General features: G+C 66.5%; 17 protein-coding genes. 10 read left to right on the forward strand and 7 right to left on the reverse strand.

Translation table 11 applies throughout. The features are described 5' to 3' along the window. Positions 1-2: 2 nt before the first annotated feature. A complete protein-coding gene (gene secA / locus AC1ROX_RS28380) occupies positions 3-2,768 on the reverse strand; it encodes a preprotein translocase subunit SecA (protein ID WP_493131677.1) in 2,766 nt (921 codons plus the stop codon). A 283-nt stretch (positions 2,769-3,051) separates the two neighbouring features. Here secA and AC1ROX_RS28385 point away from each other — a divergent pair, with 283 nt between their 5' ends. From AC1ROX_RS28385 to mutT, 3 genes are all read left to right on the forward strand, one after another. After that, positions 3,052-4,062 (forward strand): peptidylprolyl isomerase, encoded by a 1,011-nt coding sequence (locus tag AC1ROX_RS28385; protein WP_493131679.1) that lies wholly within the window; start codon positions 3,052-3,054, stop codon positions 4,060-4,062. 97 nt (positions 4,063-4,159) lie between these two features. Then, positions 4,160-5,398 carry a bifunctional glutamate N-acetyltransferase/amino-acid acetyltransferase ArgJ gene (argJ, locus tag AC1ROX_RS28390; protein WP_493131681.1) on the forward strand — a complete coding sequence of 413 codons (1,239 nt, stop codon included), beginning with the start codon at positions 4,160-4,162 and terminating at the stop codon, positions 5,396-5,398. After that, positions 5,395-5,841 (forward strand): 8-oxo-dGTP diphosphatase MutT, encoded by a 447-nt coding sequence (gene mutT, locus AC1ROX_RS28395; protein ID WP_493131683.1) that lies wholly within the window; start codon positions 5,395-5,397, stop codon positions 5,839-5,841. The genes argJ and mutT overlap by 4 nt, the downstream gene beginning before the upstream one ends. A gap of 99 nt (positions 5,842-5,940) precedes the next feature. On the opposite strand, the gene AC1ROX_RS28400 is transcribed toward mutT, so the two are convergent. Further along, a complete protein-coding gene (locus tag AC1ROX_RS28400) occupies positions 5,941-6,759 on the reverse strand; it encodes a hypothetical protein (RefSeq protein WP_493131685.1) in 819 nt (272 codons plus the stop codon). A gap of 3 nt (positions 6,760-6,762) precedes the next feature. Beyond that, positions 6,763-7,737 carry a methyltransferase domain-containing protein gene (locus AC1ROX_RS28405; RefSeq protein ID WP_493131687.1) on the reverse strand — a complete coding sequence of 325 codons (975 nt, stop codon included), beginning with the start codon at positions 7,735-7,737 and terminating at the stop codon, positions 6,763-6,765. A 36-nt stretch (positions 7,738-7,773) separates the two neighbouring features. On the opposite strand from AC1ROX_RS28405, the gene AC1ROX_RS28410 reads away from it, so the two are divergent. From AC1ROX_RS28410 to AC1ROX_RS28420, 3 genes are read left to right on the forward strand one after another with little or no spacing between them, the layout of a single operon-like run. Then, positions 7,774-8,538 carry a double zinc ribbon domain-containing protein gene (locus AC1ROX_RS28410; RefSeq protein WP_493131689.1) on the forward strand — a complete coding sequence of 255 codons (765 nt, stop codon included), beginning with the start codon at positions 7,774-7,776 and terminating at the stop codon, positions 8,536-8,538. A gap of 20 nt (positions 8,539-8,558) precedes the next feature. Further along, positions 8,559-8,819 (forward strand): glutaredoxin 3, encoded by a 261-nt coding sequence (gene grxC, locus AC1ROX_RS28415; protein ID WP_493131691.1) that lies wholly within the window; start codon positions 8,559-8,561, stop codon positions 8,817-8,819. Positions 8,820-8,833: 14 nt separating this feature from the next. Further along, positions 8,834-9,700, forward strand: coding sequence for a carbon-nitrogen hydrolase family protein (locus tag AC1ROX_RS28420; RefSeq protein WP_493131693.1), 867 nt, complete (start codon positions 8,834-8,836; stop codon positions 9,698-9,700). Positions 9,701-9,717: 17 nt separating this feature from the next. Here the strand turns inward: AC1ROX_RS28420 and AC1ROX_RS28425 are convergent, their stop codons facing one another. Further along, on the reverse strand, positions 9,718-10,266 hold the full coding sequence (locus AC1ROX_RS28425; protein ID WP_493131695.1) for a putative glycolipid-binding domain-containing protein: 549 nt from the start codon (positions 10,264-10,266) through the stop codon (positions 9,718-9,720). A gap of 100 nt (positions 10,267-10,366) precedes the next feature. Between AC1ROX_RS28425 and AC1ROX_RS28430 the strand changes: the two genes are divergently transcribed. Continuing rightward, positions 10,367-12,070, forward strand: coding sequence for an N-acyl-D-amino-acid deacylase family protein (locus tag AC1ROX_RS28430; protein WP_493131697.1), 1,704 nt, complete (start codon positions 10,367-10,369; stop codon positions 12,068-12,070). Positions 12,071-12,077: 7 nt separating this feature from the next. Here AC1ROX_RS28430 and AC1ROX_RS28435 read toward each other — a convergent pair whose 3' ends face one another. Beyond that, positions 12,078-12,575, reverse strand: a complete 498-nt coding sequence (locus AC1ROX_RS28435; protein WP_493131699.1) for a class I SAM-dependent methyltransferase — start codon at positions 12,573-12,575, stop codon at positions 12,078-12,080. Beyond that, entirely contained in the window at positions 12,572-13,438 is an 867-nt protein-coding gene (locus AC1ROX_RS28440) for a DMT family transporter (RefSeq protein WP_493131701.1), read from the reverse strand. The genes AC1ROX_RS28435 and AC1ROX_RS28440 overlap by 4 nt, the downstream gene beginning before the upstream one ends. On the opposite strand from AC1ROX_RS28440, the gene AC1ROX_RS28445 reads away from it, so the two are divergent. Next, positions 13,377-14,015 carry a DUF1178 family protein gene (locus AC1ROX_RS28445; protein ID WP_493131703.1) on the forward strand — a complete coding sequence of 213 codons (639 nt, stop codon included), beginning with the start codon at positions 13,377-13,379 and terminating at the stop codon, positions 14,013-14,015. The genes AC1ROX_RS28440 and AC1ROX_RS28445 overlap by 62 nt on opposite strands. 120 nt (positions 14,016-14,135) lie before the next feature. Here the strand turns inward: AC1ROX_RS28445 and ubiG are convergent, their stop codons facing one another. Further along, the gene (ubiG, locus tag AC1ROX_RS28450) at positions 14,136-14,900 is read right to left on the reverse strand and encodes a bifunctional 2-polyprenyl-6-hydroxyphenol methylase/3-demethylubiquinol 3-O-methyltransferase UbiG (protein ID WP_493131705.1); all 765 of its coding nucleotides are present in this window, start codon (positions 14,898-14,900) and stop codon (positions 14,136-14,138) included. 77 nt (positions 14,901-14,977) lie between these two features. Here ubiG and AC1ROX_RS28455 point away from each other — a divergent pair, with 77 nt between their 5' ends. Both AC1ROX_RS28455 and ptsP read left to right on the forward strand, forming a co-directional pair. Beyond that, positions 14,978-16,225, forward strand: a complete 1,248-nt coding sequence (locus AC1ROX_RS28455; RefSeq protein WP_493131707.1) for an aspartate kinase — start codon at positions 14,978-14,980, stop codon at positions 16,223-16,225. Between the two features lie 258 nt (positions 16,226-16,483). Beyond that, positions 16,484-18,715, forward strand: coding sequence for a phosphoenolpyruvate--protein phosphotransferase (gene ptsP, locus AC1ROX_RS28460; protein ID WP_493131709.1), 2,232 nt, complete (start codon positions 16,484-16,486; stop codon positions 18,713-18,715). Positions 18,716-18,770: the final 55 nt, after the last annotated feature.

The following is an 18,770-nucleotide window of genomic DNA, read 5'->3' on the forward strand; positions in this document are numbered from 1 at the left end:
TCTCAGACCCGCCCGTGGCAGTGCTTGAACTTCTTGCCCGAGCCGCAGGGGCAGGCGGCGTTGCGGGAGACCTTGCCCCAGGTCGAGGGATCGTTGGCGTCGACCGGGCTGTTGGTGACGGGGCGCGGGCGGTGCAGCGTCGCCACGCCGCCGCCGTCCGGGTCGGCCGGATCGTAGGCGGGGTCGTTGCTCATCGCCGCGGCGAGGGCCGGGTCCTCATGCACCTCGTGCATGTTGGTCGGCATGTCGGGCATGGGCGGCGGCTCCATGCGGATCTGCAGGGTCGCCAGCAAGGTCACGACCTGCTCGCGCATGTTGGTCAGCAGGTCGCTGAAGAGGTTGAAGGCCTCGCGCTTGTATTCGTTCAGCGGATCCTTCTGGCCATAGGCGCGCAGGCCGATGCCCTGGCGCAGATGGTCCAGGTGCAGCAGATGGTCCTTCCAGTTCTGGTCGAAGATCTGCATCAGCACGCTCTTCTCGACCTGGCGCCAGACATCGGGCCCGTACTGCGCGGCCTTCTGCGCGAACACGCGCTCGACCGCGTCGCCGAGGCGGACCTTTATCTCCTCGTCGGCGATGCCTTCTTCCTTGGCCCAGTCCTCGACCGGCAGGTCGAGGCCGAAGATGCGCTGCACCTCATCCTTCAGTTCGCCGACCTTCCACTGCTCGGCGTAGACGCCCTCGGGGATGGTGCGCTTGATGAGCGTGTCGACCACGTCGCGGCGCATGCCGGCGACGGTGTCGGACACGTCCTCCGTGCCCATCAGCTCGATGCGCTCCTTGTAGATCTCCTGGCGCTGGGCATTCATCACGTCGTCGAAGCGCAGCAGGTTCTTGCGGATCTCGAAGTTGCGCGCCTCGACCTTGCCCTGCGCCGTCTCCAGCGCCTTGTTCAGCCAGCGATGGGTCAGCGCCTCGTCGTCGGCCATGCCCTTCTTCTGGACCCAGTCGAGCACCTTGTTGTTGCCGAAGATGCGCATCAGGTCGTCTTCCAGCGACAGGAAGAAGCGCGAGGCGCCGGGGTCGCCCTGGCGGCCCGACCGGCCGCGCAGCTGGTTGTCGATACGGCGCGATTCGTGGCGCTCGGTACCGACCACGAACAGGCCGCCCGCCTCGCGCACGATTGCGCGGTCGCGCTCGACGCCGGCGCGGATCTCGGCCTCGACCCTGGCGATCTCGGCGTTGCGCGCCGCCTCGTCGGGGAACTGCGCGGTGATCACGGGCACGCTCTGCTGCACCAGCATGTCGACGTTGCCGCCGAGCTGGATGTCGGTGCCGCGGCCGGCCATGTTGGTGGCGATGGTGACGGCGCCCGGCCGTCCGGCCTGCGCCACGATCTGGGCTTCCTGGTCGTGGAAGCGGGCGTTCAGCACGTTGTGCGGGATGCCGGCCTTCTTCAGCGCTTCCGACAGCTCCTCGGACTTTTCGATCGACACCGTGCCGACCAGCATCGGCTGCTGGCGCGCGCGGCATTCGCCGATCAGCTTGACGATGGCGCGCGTCTTGTCGCCCAGCGTGCGGTAGATCTCGTCGTCGGCATCCTTGCGGGCGACCGGCACGTTGGTCGGGATCTCGACCACTTCGAGCTTGTAGATCTCGGAGAACTCTGCGGCCTCGGTCAGCGCCGTGCCGGTCATGCCCGAGAGCTTCGGATACATGCGGAACAGGTTCTGGAAGGTGATCGAGGCCAGCGTCTGGTTCTCGCGCTGAATCTCGACATGCTCCTTGGCTTCGAGCGCCTGGTGCAGGCCCTCGGAATAGCGGCGGCCCTGCATCATGCGGCCGGTGAATTCGTCGATGATGACGACCTGGCCGTCCTTCACGATGTAGTCGACATCGCGGCTGAACAGCTTGTGGGCGCGCAGCGCCTGCGTGATGTGGTGCAGCACCGATACCATGTTCGGCGCGTAGAGGCTGATGCCCTCGGCCAGCAGCCCGTCGGCGCGCAGGATGTCCTCGATCGCCTCGATGCCGGCGTCGGTCAGGACGACCGTGCGGTTCTTCTCGTCCTTCTCGAAATGCTCGGCCTTGAGCTGCGGGATCACCGTGTCGGCGCGGCGGTAGAGCTCGGAGGAATCCTCGGCCGGGCCGGAGATGATCAGCGGCGTGCGCGCCTCGTCGATCAGGATCGAATCGACCTCGTCGACGATGGCATGGTTGAAGGGCCGCTGGACCATCGCGTCCTGGCGATACTTCATGTTGTCGCGCAGGTAGTCGAAGCCCAGCTCGTTGTTGGTGCCGTAGGTGACGTCGCAGGCGTAGGCCGCCTTGCGCTGCTCGTCGTCGAGTTCGTGGACGATGATGCCCACGGTAAGGCCGAGGAATTTGTAGACCCGGCCCATCCATTCGGCGTCGCGGCGGGCGAGATAGTCGTTCACCGTGACCACGTGCACGCCCTTGCCGGACAGCGCGTTGAGATAGACGGCGAGGGTGGCGACCAGCGTCTTACCTTCGCCGGTCTTCATCTCGGCGATCTTGCCCTGGTGCAGGACCATGCCGCCCTTGAGCTGCACGTCGAAGTGGCGCTGGCCCAGGGTCCGTTTGGCCGCCTCGCGCACCGTGGCGAAGGCCTCGGGCAGCAGATCGTCGAGCGTTTCGCCCTTGTCGAGGCGTTCGCGGAACTCGACGGTCTTGCCTCTCAGCTGATCGTCGGAAAGCTTGACCATCTCTGGCTCAAGCGCGTTGATCCTCGCCACCGGCTTGTCGAAGCCTTTGACGATCCGGTCGTTGGCCGTCCCGAAGAGTGTCCGGGCAAGCGCGCCAAGCATGGAAAACCTCGATATTCTAATGACTTAGGCGGGCGCCGGGGCCCGCCATCCCTGTGAGAGATAGAGAGCGGGTGGGGGAGTGTCAACGCAACGCACCAGCGCAGTCGCGCTCAATCGCGAGGCAAAAGTGTCATCGCCTCGTCATGGACGCGAGACTCACGAAAAAGTGCCGCAATTCAAAGCCATCACGCACTTCCTCGGGGAGGCGGCGCTTGCTTGGCCCAAGGGGCCCTGTGTAAACGGTTTGCGCCTTTCGAAATGAACGAAGCTGCTGGAGTCCGCCATGAGTCATAACCTGCGTTACCTGCGCCTCGCCCTCCTGAGCGGCGCGGTCGCCCTCGTCGCGGGTCCCGTCCTGGCCCAGACCCCGCCGGCCGGCCAGCCCGCCAAGCCGCCGGCGACCGCTCCCGCGGCTCCGGCTGCCCCCGCTGCCAAGCCGCCGGCCGCCGCCGCGGCGCCGACCGCGGTCAAGGACCCGGTCGTGGCGATCGTGAACGGCCAGCAGATCCGCCTGTCCGAGCTCGAAATCGCCCAGCAGTCGCTGCCGCAGCAGTATCGCTCCATGCCGCTGCAGGCGGTGTTCCCGGCGCTGCTCGAGCGCATCATCGACAGCAAGCTGGTCGTCCAGGAAGGCAAGAAGAGCAAGACCAACGAGGATCCGGCCTTCAAGAAGCGCATGGCCTTCGTCGAGGAGCAGGTGCTGCAGGATTTCTGGATCCAGCGCGAGATTTCCCGGCTCGTCACCCTGGAGAAGATCCAGCAGAAGTATCAGGAACGCCTTAAGTCGATGCCGCCGGAAGAAGAGGTGCATGCGCGCCACATCCTGGTCGCCACCGAGGACGAGGCCAAGGCCATCATCGCCGAGCTGAAGAAGGGCGCGGCCTTCGACAAGATCGCCAAGGAGAAGTCGACCGACAAGGCGTCGGGCGCCGAAGGCGGCGACCTGGGCTGGTTCAAGAAGTCCGACATGGTGAAGGAATTCGCCGATGGCGCCTTCGCCCTGAAGAAGGGCGATCTCTCCGAGACGCCGATCAAGACCCAGTTCGGCTACCACGTCATCAAGCTCGACGATCGCCGCACGGCCCCGCCGCCGGCGCTCGAGGAGCTCTCCGAGCAGATCCGCGAGGAACTGGCGCGCGAGGCCGTCACGGCCCAGCTCGACAAGATCCGCGCCGGCTCGAAGATCGAGAAGTTCAACATGGACGGCACCAAGGCCGAGGCCGCGCCCGCTGCTCCGGCAGCCCCTGCCGCGCCCGCCGCCAAGCCCGCGACTCCGGCAACACCGCCGAAGTAGAACTTACGCTCAACTAAAACTCACGTTTTAGGGCGTTTCTGGTGTAGTCTCCGCCGCTGGCCGGCCGCTTCCCGCGGTCGCGCCTGAGGGGAGATACATGTCTGCACAGCACGCCCAATCGCCGCTCGCGCCCAAAACGACGCCGACGCTGCCCCGCATTGCCGGCGTAAAGCTCGGCGTTGCGCATTCCGGCGTGCGCTACAAGGATCGCGACGACGTCCTGCTGGCGGTGGTGCCGGCCGGTGCGACCATCGCGGGCGTCCTGACCAAATCCAAGACCTGCTCGGCGCCCGTCGACTGGTGCCGCAAGAACCTGCCCCGCGGCAAGGTCCGCGCGATCGTGGTCAATGCCGGCAACGCCAACGCTTTCACCGGCAAGCTGGGTGACAAGGCGGTCGAGGAGACGACCCGCGCCATCGCCCAGGCGCTGGGCTGCCCGCGCAACGAGGTCTTCATGGCCTCGACCGGCGTGATCGGCCAGCCGCTCGACTGGGAGAAGATCGCCGCCGTCGTGCCGGCGCTCATCAAGTCTGGCAAGGAAGAGGCCTGGTCGTCGGCCGCGGCCGCGATCATGACCACCGACACCTTCCCGAAGCTCGCCACCCGCCAGGCCAAGATCGGCGAGCGCACGGTGACGGTGAATGCCTTCCTCAAGGGCTCGGGCATGATCGCGCCGGATATGGCGACGATGCTGGGCTTCGCCTTCACCGACGCCAAGATCCCCGGCCCGGTGCTGCAGAAGCTGCTGTCCGACGCCGCCGACAAGTCGCTGAACTGCGTCACCGTCGACGGCGACACCTCGACCAGCGACACGTTCCTGCTGGTGGCGACCGGTGCGGCGCGCCACGCGCCGATCGAAGAGGCGGACGATCCCGTGCTGGTCGACTTCAAGCGCGCCCTCGACGAGGTGATGATCGAGCTGGCGCAGCTCCTCGCGCGCGACGGCGAGGGCGCCACCAAGTTCGTGACCATCAACGTGGGCGGCGCCTCTTCGAATGGCGCGGCGCGCAAGATCGGCCTGGCGGTCGCCAATTCGCCGCTGGTCAAGACCGCGATCGCCGGCGAGGACGCCAACTGGGGCCGCATCGTCATGGCGGTCGGCAAGTCGGGCGAGCGTGCGGACCGCGACAAGCTGCGCATCTCGATCGGCGGCGTGCGCATCACCGACCAGGGCCAGGTCGTGCCGAACTACGACGAGGCGCCGGTCGCCCAGCACATCAAGGGCTCCGACGTGGTGATCGACATCGATCTCGGCATCGGCCGCGGCCGTGCCACCGTCTGGACCTGCGATCTGACGCACGGCTACATCGACATCAACGGCAGCTACCGTTCTTGACGTTCGAGGAGGAATGTCCGGGCGGCCCGCCGCCGCTGGGCGAGCGTCCGCTCGTGCTGGTGGCGGCCGTTGCCCTGGTCGATACCGATAGCCGGGTCCTCATCGCCCAGCGCCCGGCCGGCAAGTCGATGGCCGGCCTCTGGGAATTTCCCGGCGGCAAGGTCGATCCCGGCGAGACGCCCGAGCATGCGCTGGTCCGCGAGCTGCACGAGGAGCTGGGCATCGAGACGGCGACGAGTTGCCTCGCGCCGATCGCCTTCGCCAGCCACGGCTACGAGAAGTTCCATCTGCTGATGCCGGTCTTCGCCTGCCGCAAGTGGAACGGCACGCCGCAGCCGCGCGAGGGCCAGATTCTGAAATGGGTCGCGCCGATGGACCTCGCGAAATACCCGATGCCGCCCGCCGACCTGCCCCTGATCGGCCTGCTGCGCGATTTGCTCTGATCATTGGAGCGCGCAACTCCAGTTGCGCTCATGTCTTGTCCGTCAGCAAAGCTTGAGCGCCACTGGAGTGGCGCGCTCCAATGAGGCGCTTCGTCTCCGCTATGTATTTGGCGCCCGAAGCGGCGCCCCTTCGCGCCAACCCAAAAGATCGCGGAAGATGAGCGCCTGGGCGGTCGCTGCCACCGCCGTGCCGGCATAGGAGACGAGGATCGCCGCGGTCCAGGTGATCACGGCCGCTGATTCGCCGGCGCCCAGCACGCCGCGTGTCAGGCCGAGCACGACCAGGGTCGCCATCGTGGTGGCGAGCGCGCTGCCGAAGAATATCAGGAACAGCACGCCGATGATCGTCCAGGCATTGCCCTTGCTGTAGGCCCAGGACAGGCGAGGCGAAAAGGGTTCGTCGACCGCGGTCGCGGCGAGGCCGTAGCTGATGCGCAGCGCCAGGATGATCGACACGGTGAAGCCGGCGCCGATCGGCGCGGCCAGTGCCTGCCGGCGCGCGACCTCGGGATCGAGCGCGGCGCCCGCCGCCAGCATCTCGGGATCGATCGTGCCCAGGCTCAGCACGAAGGCCGCGAGCAGGACGAAGGTGAAGCCGCCGATCTTGATCAGGTGGATGAGGAAGGCCATCTCGCGCGACGACCAGCCAAGGCCCGGCAACCGCCCAACGCGCTGGGGCCCAAGCAGCACGACGCGCTGCCACGCCACCATGAACATCACCGTCGGGATCATGTCGACGGCCTTTTCGAGGAGCATGGGCATCAGCGAGTCGCGCGGCATCGTCGATCCCAGCAGCCGGATCGCGAGCGAGGCGATCCATGGAATCGTCACCAGATGGAAGAACAGGCTGAAGTTCGCGAAGACGAAGCCGAAGCTTTGGGCGACCAGGCCGCCGAACGAGAGTTTCACCGCAGGCACGATCTAGCTCCGTTCCACTTTTTCGCCGGCACTGATTTCCGAAGTCCCCAGCGCGTCGGCCAGTCGCTGCGCGGCGCTGCCGGGCTTGAGCGCCTTGGGCTGCGAGGCGTGCGGCGACCAGCCGTGCAGGAACAGGACCTCGAAGCTCGCGGTGACACGACCGTTCGGCCGCGCGAACCGTTCGCCATAGAGTTCGGCCGCGCGCAGCAGCACGGCGCGGCCGGTCATGCCGCGGCGTCGCCCGACGATGAGGTTGCTCTCGCCCATGGCACGTAGGTCGCGCATCAGCGCGAGCGCGCTCTCGTACTCGACCTCGATCGTCTCGCTGTCTGCCACCGGCAAGGCAAAGCCCGCCCGCTGTAACAAACCTGCTGCATCGCGCAGGTCGGCGAACGGCGAGACGCGCGGGCTCAAGCCCCCGTCGATCTCGCTCTCGGCTGCCGCCAGCGCCTGGCGAAGCTCCCACAGGGTGGCGCCGCCCAGCAGGGCACCAAGGAACAGGCCGTCGGGTTTCAGGATGCGCGCGATCTGGATCAGCGTGCCCGGCAGGTCGTTGACCCAGTGCAGGTCCATGGCGCTCAGCACCAGGTCGAAGCGACCGGCGGCGAAGGGCAGGAACTCCTCGTCGGCGACGACGGCCGGTCCGCGCGCACGGGCCGCGAAACCACGACCGAGATCGGCGCGCACGAGGTCTCCGACGATCGGGCGCTCGCCCAGTGAAGCCGCGATCTCGTCGCCGTGGCTGCCGAGGTCGAGGGCGAGGGGGAACGTGCGGCGCACGTCGGCCAGCCGGTCGACCAGCCGATCGGCGATCTCGCGCTTCAGGAAATCATGACGCTCCCAAGCGCGGGCCGCGCGCTCGCGGCGCTGGCGCAAGATGGTGCGGTCGAACACCAGCAGGGGATCGGGGCTCGTCACAGTGGGTATGTAGGGAAAAAGGGCGGCGGCCGGTAGGGGAACGCCATCCTGTGGGCGCATTTGCCCGCCCCAATCCGCCGCATGTTGCCGGGGAGAGTGAGCGGAGCCGTTGCAGGCGCCTTTTCAGGTTGGGGCCGAACCGTGCTCGACGCCGTGTTGCCGCCGGTCTGCCTGGGCTGCAACGAGATCGTCGGCGCGCCGGGCGCGCTGTGCATGAGCTGCTGGCAGGGCTTCTCCTTCATCTCCGCCCCGCACTGCGCCTGCTGCGGCACGCCGTTCGCCGAGGATCTGGGCGCCGAGGCGCTCTGCGCCGGCTGCCTCGCCCGCCGGCCGCGTTACCATCGGGCGCGTGCTGCGCTGGTCTACGACGAGGCAAGCAAGCGGATCGTATTGCCCTTCAAGCACGGCGACCGCACGGACATTGCACGGGCGTGCGGCGGCTGGATGGCGCGGGCGGGTGCCGATCTTCTGGGCGAGGCCGATCTGGTGGCGCCGGTACCACTCCATTGGCGGCGGCTGTTTATGCGCCGGTATAATCAGGCGCAGCTCCTGGCGCGTATCGTCGTGCGAACGATGGGGCCACGCCGCGACCTGCGTTTAGTCCCCGATCTGTTGCGGCGGCATCGCTGGACCGGCTCGCAGGCCGGTCTCAAGGCGAAGGAACGGCGGCGCAACGTGCGCGAGGCTTTCGACATCCATCCCAAATGGCAGCCGCAGGTCGCCGGCAAGGCGATCCTGCTGGTCGACGACGTGCTCACGACCGGGGCGACGGTCGAAGCCTGCGCACGGGCGCTGCAACGGGCCGGGGCCCAGCGGGTTGATGTCCTGACACTGGCGCGGGTTATCCGGCCAGCGGTATAGTAGGGGAAAGAGGTTCACCCATGGCCAAGATCGAAATCTACACCACGCCCTTCTGCGGCTACTGCGCGCGGGCCAAGAGCCTGCTCGACCGCAAGGGCGCCGAATACGAAGAGACCGACGTGATGATGGACGACAAGAAGCGCACCGAGATGCGGGCACGTGCCAATCGCACGACGGTGCCGCAGATCTTCATCAACGGAGAGCATATCGGCGGCTCCGACGACCTCGCCGCCCTCGAACAGGCGGGCAAGCTCGACGCGCTGCTCGCGCAGCCGGGTTAAAAAGGACCTCCACCATGACCGCGTTCAAGGCCGGCCTGATCCAGACCAACGTCAGCAACGAGATGGCCGAGAACGTGGCCTCGCTGCGCGAGCAGGCGAAGCTCGCGCGCGATGCCGGCGCCGATTTCATCATGACGCCGGAGAATACCGGACTGATCGGCGCCAGCCGCACCGAGACGCTGGCCAAGGCGCAGACCGAGGAAGAGCATGCGATGCTCCAGGCCTGCCGCGCCGCGGCGCGTGACACCGGCGCGTGGTTCCTGCTGGGCTCGATCCATGTGCGCGTGCCGGGCGAAGAGCAGATCCGCAACCGCTCCTACCTGATCGATTCGTCGGGCGGCATCGTGGCCAGCTACGACAAGATCCACATGTTCGACGTCCAGCTCGCGGGCGGCGAGAGCTACCGCGAATCCTCGACCTTTAAGCCGGGCGAGAAGGCAGTGCTGGCCGAGACGCCGTGGGGCGTGCTGGGCATGACGATCTGCTACGACCTGCGCTTTCCCTATCTCTATCGCGAGCTGGCGCATGCCGGCGCCACGATGCTTTCGATCCCGTCCTCGTTTACCGTGCCGACCGGCCAGGCGCACTGGCACACGCTGATGCGCGCCCGCGCCATCGAGACCGGCTGCTTCCTCTTTGCGCCGGCGCAGGTCGGCACGCACAAGGGCTCCAACCGCAAGACCTATGGCCATTCGGTCGCCGTCGCTCCGTGGGGCGAGGTGCTGGCCGATGCCGGCGGCGAAAAGGCGGGCTTCGTCATCGCCGACATCGACATGGCGAAGATCGAGGAAGCGCGGAAGATGGTCCCGTCGCTGACCCACGACCGCAAGTACGCCGCGCCGGTGCTGCACAAGGCCGAGGTCGCGAAGGCGGCGGAGTAGCACTCCGTCGTCCCGAGCTAAAACGTCTCGAACAAATGCTCGTACTTCGCGACGAGGCCTTCCTCGTCCATATCGAGCCGTGCGGTAAAGCCGTCGGACACGCCTTTGTCGACGTAGCGCCAGGCGCGGGGTCCTAGATACTCGTAGCGCTGGCGTGACGGCTGGCAGGTGAGGACCGAGGCTTCGACGAACAGCGCCAGCCATTCACCGTCGGCCTCGCCGAAGCGTCGGATCGCCAGCCCGTTGCAGAACGGCGTCGCCGACACGTCGACCTCGTGGCAGCCGTCGAGGTCGGGCCGCGCCTCGCCATCGACCCGCCAGCTCGTATCGCCCGTCCGTTCGATCGTGAGCGACTTCTCGGCCGCATCGGTCCGCTCGATATGCAGCATCCGCGTGCGCCAGGACGAATCGAGCTCCCAGCGATAGCGAAGGCCGAAGCTTTCCTCGCCGGCAAGGATCAGCGTCGAGCGGACGCTGATCCCCGAAGCGCTGCGCGACAGGGCCATCAGCTCGAGCCCCGGCTCATCGACTCGCCGCCATCGGCGGAAGATCTGGTCGTTCTGCATGCGAAACTCTTGCGTCAGATCGTGTGCAAAATGCGGCACTCCGCCTCGACCGGCCTGCCGAATCGCGCCACTCTCGATCGACCGCACCTCGGAGTACGCGATGTCTTCTCCCAGTCTGGTGATTCGCAACGGCACCATCGTCGATGGCTCGGGCGGTGATCCCTACGAAGCCGATCTGTCCATCGTCGATGGAAAGATCGCGGCCATCGGCGGCAGCATCGCCAGGGGCGCGGAAGAGATCGACGCGCGCGGCAAGCTCGTGACGCCGGGCTTCGTCGACGTTCACACCCATTACGACGCGCAGGTGACGTGGAGCGAACGGCTGTCGCCGTCCTCGTGGAACGGCGCGACCACCGTTGTGCTCGGCAATTGTGGTGTCGGCTTCGCACCTTGTCACGAAGACCAGCACGCGATGCTGATCAATCTGATGGAGGGCGTGGAGGACATTCCCGAGGTCGTGCTGTCGGAAGGCCTGCCATGGAACTGGCACAGCTTCCCCGATTTCATGGATGCGATCGCCGCACGTTCCTATGATGCCGATGTCGCGACGCAGGTTCCGCACGCGGCATTGCGCGTCTACGTGATGGGCCAGCGCGGCGCCGATCGCGAGCCCGCGACCGAGCAGGATCGCCAACGGATGGCGGAGCTCACCATCGAAGGCCTGCGCGCCGGCGCGCTGGGTTTCTCGACCTCGCGCACGCTCAATCACAAGTCGGCCGACGGCAAGCACATCCCGACCCTGCGCGCGGAGGAAGCCGAACTCACGGCGATTGCGCGCGCGATGCGCCAGGCCGATGCCGGCTGGCTGCAGATCGTGTCGGATTTCCAGGAAGGCGAGATCAGTCTGTTCCGGCGCCTGGCGAAGGAGTCCGGCCGTCCGGTCACGATCACGCTGATCCAGTCGAATGCGCGGCCCGATGGCTGGCGCAGTACGATGGCCGAGATCGACGAAGCCAACCGCGAAGGGCTGCGCATCACCGCCCAGGTCCGCTCGCGCCCGACCTGTGTGCTGCTGGGTCTCGAACTGTCGCAGAGCCCGTTCACCGGCCGGCCGAGTGCGGACCGCATCGCGCGCCTGCCGTTCGCCGAACGCCTCGCGCACTGGCGCAATCCCGAGTTCCGTGCACGCCTGCTTGCCGAAACGTTCGAGGGCGACCGGCGCGGACGGATGGTCGATACCTGGGAGCGCATGTTCCCGCTGGGCGATCCGCCGGACTACGAGCCGACGGCCGAGCAGAGCATCGCCGCGATGGCGGTGCGACAGGGGCGTCCTCCTGCCGAGGTTGCGTATGACCTGATGCTGGAGCGCGACGGCAAGCAGATCATCTATCTGCCGGTCACCAACTTCGTCTCGGGCAATCTCGACGTGGTGCGCGAGATGATCTCCGCGCCCAACACCTTGCTGGGCCTCGGCGACGGCGGCGCCCATGTCGGCGTGATGTGCGACGCGACGGCCACCAGCTACACGCTCACGCACTGGACGCGCGACCGCGTACGCGGCTCGCTGTTCCCGGTATCGTGGGCGATCAAGCGGCTGACCGCCGACAATGCCATCGAGGTCGGCCTGCGGGATCGCGGCCTGCTGAAGGTCGGGCTGAAGGCCGACATCAACGTCATCGACTACGACAATATGCGGCTGCGCCGGCCCGAAATCGTCTACGACCTGCCGGCCGGCGGCAAGCGCCTGATCCAGCGCACGGAAGGTTTTGATGCGACCATCGTGTCGGGCGCCGTCGTCTATCGCGGGGGTGAAGCGACCGGCGCCTTGCCTGGACGTCTCGTCCGCGGCGCGCGCGACGCCTGAGGGCGATCTACAGAACTCGGGCGGCGATCCTCTGCACCATCGCCATCTTCGGCTGGCTGATCAGCCGCGCCTCGTAGGCGGTCACCGAGAATTTTCCACGCACGAGGTCGAGAAGCTCGCCGTCCTTCAGCAGGAAGTCGGGCCGGTGGGGTTTCCCGAAGCGTTCGTTGCCTGCCATGAACGTCTCGTAGAGCAGGATGCCGCCCGGCTGCAGCGCCTCGAACAGCACGGGAAACAGCGGCCGGTGCAGATAGTTGGTCACGACGATCGCGCCGAAGCGGCGACCGGGCAGGGGCCACGGCGAGCCGTCTTCGAGGTCGGCGGCGATAACCTCGACCGTGTCGGACGCGGCGAGCGCGCTCACGTCCCGGTCGACGGCGGTCACGCGATGGCCGCGGCTGGCAAAGAATTGCGTGTGCCGGCCTTTGCCGGCTGCGACATCCAGCACGGGGGCTTCGGGCGCGACAAGGCCGGCCCAGGTGGTGACCCAGGACGAGGGCGTCATGCCTTGCGCACTCCCGCGCCTTTCAGGTTGAGCAGGTTGCCCGACAGGATCAGCGCGGCGCCGAGAATAGTGAGGATGTCCAGCCGTTCATTGTAGAGCAGCCAGCCGGCGAGGGCGGTCAGCGGCACGCGCAGGAAGTCCATCGGGACGACCACCGTTGCGTCGGCATGCAGCATCGCGCGCGTCAGGCAGTAGTGGGAGAAGGTGCCACAGAAGGCGATGGCGACGATCCACGCCCAGGCATAGGCCGAGGGCCAGTGCCAGACCTCGAGCGCCGGTACGAGGCCGATGATCGACTGGATGAACAGCATCCAGAACAGGATGGTCACCACGCTGTCGCTGCGCGTGAGCGACTTCACCATGGTCACCGAGATGGCGAAGCCGACGGCAGCCGCCAGCGCAATGACCTGGCCGGGCACGATTTCGTTGGCTCCGGGTCGCACGATGATGACCACGCCGACGATCCCCAGCGCGACGGCGAGGTTCTTCCAGAGACCCATGCGCTCGCCCAGGAAGGCGACGGCCAGGATCGCCGTCCAGATCGGCATGGTGAACTCGATCGAGATGACCTGCGCCAGCGGGATCAGGGTCAGCGCCTTGAACCAGGCGAACTGCGCGCCGTAGTGGGCGATGTTCCGCCCGACCTGCTGCCAGGGTCGCTTGGTCTTGAGCTTACCGAAGCCGCCCGCCTTGTGGATCAGCGGATAGAGCATCGCGATGCCGATGACCGAGCGCATTTCCATGATCTGGAAGACGTCGAGCTCGCGCGTCGTCTCGCGGCCGGCAATCGCCATGACGAGCATGGCCGTCAGCCAGCCCGCCATCCAGAGGGCGGCTTTCAGGTTCGAGGGTTGCGGGGACATCGGGTGGGTGAGGGTTGGTTTTCACGTGGCGGGGCGCGACAATCGGCTCTTGCGTCCGGCCCGACAAGCCACCATTTTTCTTTCCGTCATGATTTTGTATCGCTTGCGCTGCGCCAAAGGCCACGAGTTCGACAGCTGGTTCAAGGACAGCAAGTCCTATGAGCGCCAGGAGAAGAAGTCGCTGATCGGCTGTGCCGTCTGTGGCACGGACAAGGTCGAGCGTGCCTTGATGGCACCCCGCATCGGCAAGAAGGGCAAGGAAGCCGCGGTGCCGGCCGCTGTCGAGGCGCCAGCCGAAGCCGCCGCCGCGCCATCACCCGAACAGCAGCAGCAGATGGCGGCGCTGGCCAAGCACATGCCCAAGGAGCTGCGCGAGGCCCTGCTCAAGGTCCGCGCCGAGGTCGAGAAGAACTGCGAGCATGTCGGCGACAAGTTCGCCGAGGAGGCCCGCAAGATTCACTACGGCGAAAGCGACAAGCGCGGCATCTACGGCGAAACCAGCGACGAGGAAGCCGAGGCGCTGGCCGAAGAGGGCATTGAGTTCGGTCGCCTGCCTTGGATTCCGCGCGGCAACTGAAGCGGCGTCGCTAAAGGTCCTTCGCTGCGCTCAGGATGACAGCATTGTTGGACCTGGTGCAGTGCGCCGATGCAGAAAACATTGTCATCCTGAGCGTAGCGAGGGACCTTTCCCTTCTCGTCAGCGCGCCCCAGCCGTCCCGTACAGCATGTAGTTCACGTCGAGGTCGCTCTTGTTCAGCGACCACTTGCGGCTGAGCGGGGCGTAGACGACGCCCACGATTTCCTGCGGTTCGATGCCGCCGGCTCTGAGGCCGCGTGCCACTTCGGAGGGCTTCAGGAATTTCTTCCAGTCGTGGGTGCCGCGCGGCAGCCAGCCCAGCACGTATTCGGCGCCGGCAATGGCCAGGGCCCAGGCTTTGGCGGTGCGGTTCAGGGTCGACAAAAAGAGGAGCCCGCCCGGCTTCACCATGCGGCCGCAGGACTGCAGGAACAGATCGACATCGGCCACGTGCTCGACGATCTCGAGAGCCAGCACGATGTCGAACTGCGCGCCGCTTTCGGCCAGCGCCTCGGCGGTGCCCTGGCGATAGTCGATGCCAAGGTCCTGGCGTTCGGCATGCAGGGACGCCACGGCGATGTTGCGGGCCGAGGCGTCGACGCCGGTGACCGAGGCGCCCAGCCGGGTCATCGGCTCGCTGAGCAGGCCGCCGCCGCAGCCGATGTCGAGCAGCGACAGGCCCTGCAGTGGCTCGCCGTTCAGGGCGTCGCGCTGCCAATGGGCGGCGATCCGGTCGCGGACATAGCCGATCCGCACCGGGTTCAGCCGATGCAGCGGCGCGAACTTGCCGGTGGGATCCCACCATTCGTCTGCGATGCGGGAGAAGCGCTCGACCTCGGCGGGATCGACCGTTCCGTCAGTGGGGATATGCGCGGTTTCGACCATGGCTACCCTTGACCCATATGGCGCCGCCGGTGTCTATAGCCCGCTTTCCGGGCAGGGGCTGCCCTTCGAGTGGATTCATGGCGCGCATCGTTCTGAAATTTGGCGGCACATCGGTCGGCGATACGGATCGGATCAAGAACGTCGCGCGCAAAGTCAAAGCCGAGGTCCTGCGCGGCAATGAGGTCGCGGTCGTGGTCTCGGCCATGTCGGGCGCCACCAACCAGCTCGTGAAGTGGGTGAACGAGATTTCCCCGCTGCACGATCCGCGCGAATACGATGTCGTCGTGGCGACGGGCGAGCAGGTCACGATCGGCCTGCTGGCGATGGCGCTGCAGCTGGAAGGCGTGAAGTCGCGTTCCTGGACGTCGTGGCAGTTGCCGATCAAGACCGACGATGCCTATGCCAAGGCCCGCGTGATCGAGATCGACACGGTCGAGCTCTCCCGCACCATGTCCGAGGGCGAAGTGCCGATCGTGCCGGGCTTCCAGGGCGTCTCGCCGGACGGCCGCATCACGACCCTGGGCCGCGGCGGCTCGGATACGTCGGCGGTGGCCCTGGCGGCCGCCCTCAAGGCCGACCGCTGCGACATCTATACCGACGTCGATGGCGTCTACACGACCGATCCGCGCATCGTCGAGAAGGCGCAGAAGATCGATCGCGTGACCTACGAGGAAATGCTCGAAATGGCCTCGCTCGGCTCGAAGGTGCTGCAGACGCGCTCCGTCGAGCTGGCGATGAACCATCATGTGCGCGTGCAGGTGCTGTCGTCGTTCGACGAGGCGCTCGGCAGCGATCTGCCCGGAACTCTGGTTGTGGACGAGGAAGAGATCATGGCCCAGGGCCTCGAGAAGTCCGTCGTGAGCGGCATCGCCTTCGCCCGGGACGAGGCGAAGATCACCGTGGTGCAGGTGCCGGACCGTCCCGGCGTCGCCGCCGGTATCTTCGGCCCGCTGGCCGAGGCCAACATCAACGTCGACATGATCGTGCAGAACGTCTCGGTCGACGGCAGCGCCACCGACATCACCTTCACCGTCCCGAAGGCCGATCTCGCGCGCGCCGCCGAGAAGCTGGAGAAGGCCAGGGCCGAGCTGAAGTTCGCCGAGGTGAAGTCCGACCTCAATGTCTCGAAGGTGTCGGTGATCGGCGTCGGCATGCGCAGCCACGCCGGCGTGGCGCTCAAGATGTTCGAAACCCTGGCCGCCAAGGGGATCAATATCCAGGTCATCTCCACCTCGGAGATCAAGATCAGCGTGCTGGTCGCGGCCGAGTACACCGAGCTTGCGGTGCGTGCCCTTCACACTGCCTATGAACTGGACGCCGCCTGATCGACCCCGAAAAACAGCCCTAAAGTCCAGCGGGGCTCTGCAAATTAGCCGGTAGGCAGTCCGGCGCAGGTCTTGCTATAAGCGGCGCATGGACGCCGCACTCGCCCATATGCCTTGCCTGAATACCCGACCGACCAAGTCGGCGGCCGCGGCTTGGCGAGTCTGCGCCTGTATCATCGACCGCAGCTTCGTCGTTATCCGACTCAAGCATCTCGCGGTCTGACCATGGAGAGATCAACTCCCCTGGCCGGACCGCGAATGCTCCTCAAGCGGCTCCGGGACACGATGGCGCGTGCCGACTCCGTCGAAGTCACGCTGGGCGAGGTCGTGCGCCTGGTCGCCAACGAGATGGTGGCCGAGGTCTGCTCGATCTACCTGCTGCGGGCCGGTGAGGTTCTCGAACTTTTCGCTACACAGGGTCTGAATCCTTCGGCCGTCCACCGCACGCGCCTGCGGGTCGGCGAAGGTCTGGTGGGTGACATTGCGGCCCATGGCCGGCCGCTGGCGCTCGACGATGCCCAGCACCATCCGCAATTCGCCTATCGCCCCGAGACGGGCGAGGAAATCTACCATTCGCTGGCTGGCGTGCCGATCCTGCGCGCCGGTCGCGTGCTGGGCGTGCTGGTCGTGCAGAACCGCACGCGCCGCCAGTACGACGAAGAAGAGATCGAGACGCTGCAGACCATCGCCATGGTGCTGGCGGAACTGGTCTCGGCCAGCCATGTCGTCAGTCCCAACGAGGTCCAGCAGGTCGACGGAATCGGCCTCCTGCCGCTGCGCGTCGACGGCGTGCAGCTCACGCCCGGCGTCGCCATCGGCCGCGCCGTGCTGCACGAGCCCCGGATCGTCATCCAGCGGGTCGTCGCCGAGGATGTCGAGCAGGAGCAGGTCCGCTTCCAGGAGGCGCTGCACGGTGTCCGCGAGGATGTCGACCGCATGCTCGAGGCGCACGACATGCAGTCGGGCGAGCAGCGCGAGATCCTCGAGACCTTCCGCATGTTCGTCGACGATCGCGGCTGGGCCGAGCGGGTGCGCGAGGCCATCGATTCCGGCCTCACCGCCGAAGCCGGCGTCCAGCGCGCCTTCGACGATGTCCGCGCGCGGCTCGGCCAGTCGACCGATCCCTATATCCGCGAACGACTGAGCGACCTGCAGGATCTCAGCAACCGCCTGCTGCTGCGTCTCACCGGCCGGGTCGCCGTCGATCCCGCGTCGCTGCCCGACGACATGATCGTGGTCGCCCGCGACATGGGACCGGCCGAGTTGCTCGACTACGACCGCAACCGCCTGCGCGGTCTGGTGCTGGAGGAGGGCTCGGCGCTCAGCCACGTGACGATCGTGGCGCGCGCGCTCGACATCCCGGTGGTCGGCCGCGCGCCCAATGTGCTGGCGCGGGTCGAAGCCGGCGATCCGATCGTGGTCGATGGCGACAATGCCCAGGTCCTGGTCCGCCCGGCCGAGGATATCCTCCAGACGGTCTATGTCGCGATCGATGCGCGCGCCGAGCGTCGCCGCAAGTATGCAGCGCTGCGCGACCTGCCACCGACGACGCGCAACCAGGCGCGCATCTCGCTCAACATGAACGCCGGCCTGCTGATCGACATGCAGCATCTCGACGATACGGGCGCCGACGGTGTCGGCCTCTATCGCACCGAGATTCCGTTCATGGTGCGTTCGGAGTTTCCCGACGTCGATGCACAGGCCTGGCTGTACGGACGCGTGCTCGATCTCGCTGACGGAAGGCCGGTGACTTTTCGCACCCTCGATGTGGGAGGTGACAAAGTCCTTCCCTATATCGGCGCCTTTGGCGATGAAAATCCCGCAATGGGCTGGCGCGCCATCCGCATCGGCCTCGATCGTCCGGCGATGCTGCGTCGCCAGCTTCGCGCAATGATCCTTGCGGCGAACGGGCGTCCTTTGTCGATCATGTTTCCGATGATTGCCGAAGTCACCGAATTGCTACGCGCGCGTCATCTCCTCGACCTCGAACTCGCGCGCGCCGCGCGCCGCGGACAGGCCGTGCCGGAGCGCCTGCGCGTTGGCGTTATGTTCGAAGTGCCGGCGCTGGCGTGGCAGCTCGACGGTCTTCTGCCGCATGTGGATTTCATCTCCGTCGGCACGAACGATCTGATGCAATTCCTCTACGCTGCCGATCGCGGCAACAGTCGGTTGGCCGGTCGCTACGACAGTTTGTCCCCAGCCTTGCTGCGACTGCTACATTTTGTAGTGGAGAAGGTACGGCCTGCCGGAGTCGACATTGCCGTGTGTGGTGAGATGGCAGGGCGTCCGGTGGAAGCACTGGCTCTGCTCGCGATCGGCGTGCGCTCCTTGTCGATGTCGCCGGGTTCGATCGGCCCCGTGAAAGCGATGGTTCGTTCGCTTGATCTAAATGATGTATCTGGTTTCATGACCTCTGCGCTTACTCAACCCGATCGGCCCTTGCGCGAGACGTTGCGTCTCTTCGCCGCCGATCACGCGATCGAAATTTAACAGCGAGAAGCCGAATCGCTTTTGCCCTGTCATGGGGCCTCTGCTAAGAGTCGCG

The sequence above is a fragment of the Reyranella sp. GW821-FHT14A01 genome, from assembly GCF_058803965.1.

Excerpts from the sequence above, each read along its gene's own strand:
- secA (WP_493131677.1), bottom strand. The coding sequence starts at position 2,768 with ATGCTTGGCGCGCTTGCCCGGACACTCTTCGGGACGGCCAACGACCGG.
- argJ (WP_493131681.1), top strand. The coding sequence starts at position 4,160 with ATGTCTGCACAGCACGCCCAATCGCCGCTCGCGCCCAAAACGACGCCG.
- ubiG (WP_493131705.1), bottom strand. The coding sequence starts at position 14,900 with ATGGTCGAAACCGCGCATATCCCCACTGACGGAACGGTCGATCCCGCC.
- AC1ROX_RS28430 (WP_493131697.1), top strand. The coding sequence starts at position 10,367 with ATGTCTTCTCCCAGTCTGGTGATTCGCAACGGCACCATCGTCGATGGC.
- grxC (WP_493131691.1), top strand. The coding sequence starts at position 8,559 with ATGGCCAAGATCGAAATCTACACCACGCCCTTCTGCGGCTACTGCGCG.
- AC1ROX_RS28455 (WP_493131707.1), top strand. The coding sequence starts at position 14,978 with ATGGCGCGCATCGTTCTGAAATTTGGCGGCACATCGGTCGGCGATACG.
- AC1ROX_RS28425 (WP_493131695.1), bottom strand. The coding sequence starts at position 10,266 with ATGCAGAACGACCAGATCTTCCGCCGATGGCGGCGAGTCGATGAGCCG.
- AC1ROX_RS28420 (WP_493131693.1), top strand. The coding sequence starts at position 8,834 with ATGACCGCGTTCAAGGCCGGCCTGATCCAGACCAACGTCAGCAACGAG.
- AC1ROX_RS28440 (WP_493131701.1), bottom strand. The coding sequence starts at position 13,438 with ATGTCCCCGCAACCCTCGAACCTGAAAGCCGCCCTCTGGATGGCGGGC.
- ptsP (WP_493131709.1), top strand. The coding sequence starts at position 16,484 with ATGCTCCTCAAGCGGCTCCGGGACACGATGGCGCGTGCCGACTCCGTC.
- AC1ROX_RS28405 (WP_493131687.1), bottom strand. The coding sequence starts at position 7,737 with ATGCGCCCACAGGATGGCGTTCCCCTACCGGCCGCCGCCCTTTTTCCC.
- AC1ROX_RS28435 (WP_493131699.1), bottom strand. The coding sequence starts at position 12,575 with ATGACGCCCTCGTCCTGGGTCACCACCTGGGCCGGCCTTGTCGCGCCC.
- AC1ROX_RS28445 (WP_493131703.1), top strand. The coding sequence starts at position 13,377 with ATGGCCGTCAGCCAGCCCGCCATCCAGAGGGCGGCTTTCAGGTTCGAG.
- AC1ROX_RS28385 (WP_493131679.1), top strand. The coding sequence starts at position 3,052 with ATGAGTCATAACCTGCGTTACCTGCGCCTCGCCCTCCTGAGCGGCGCG.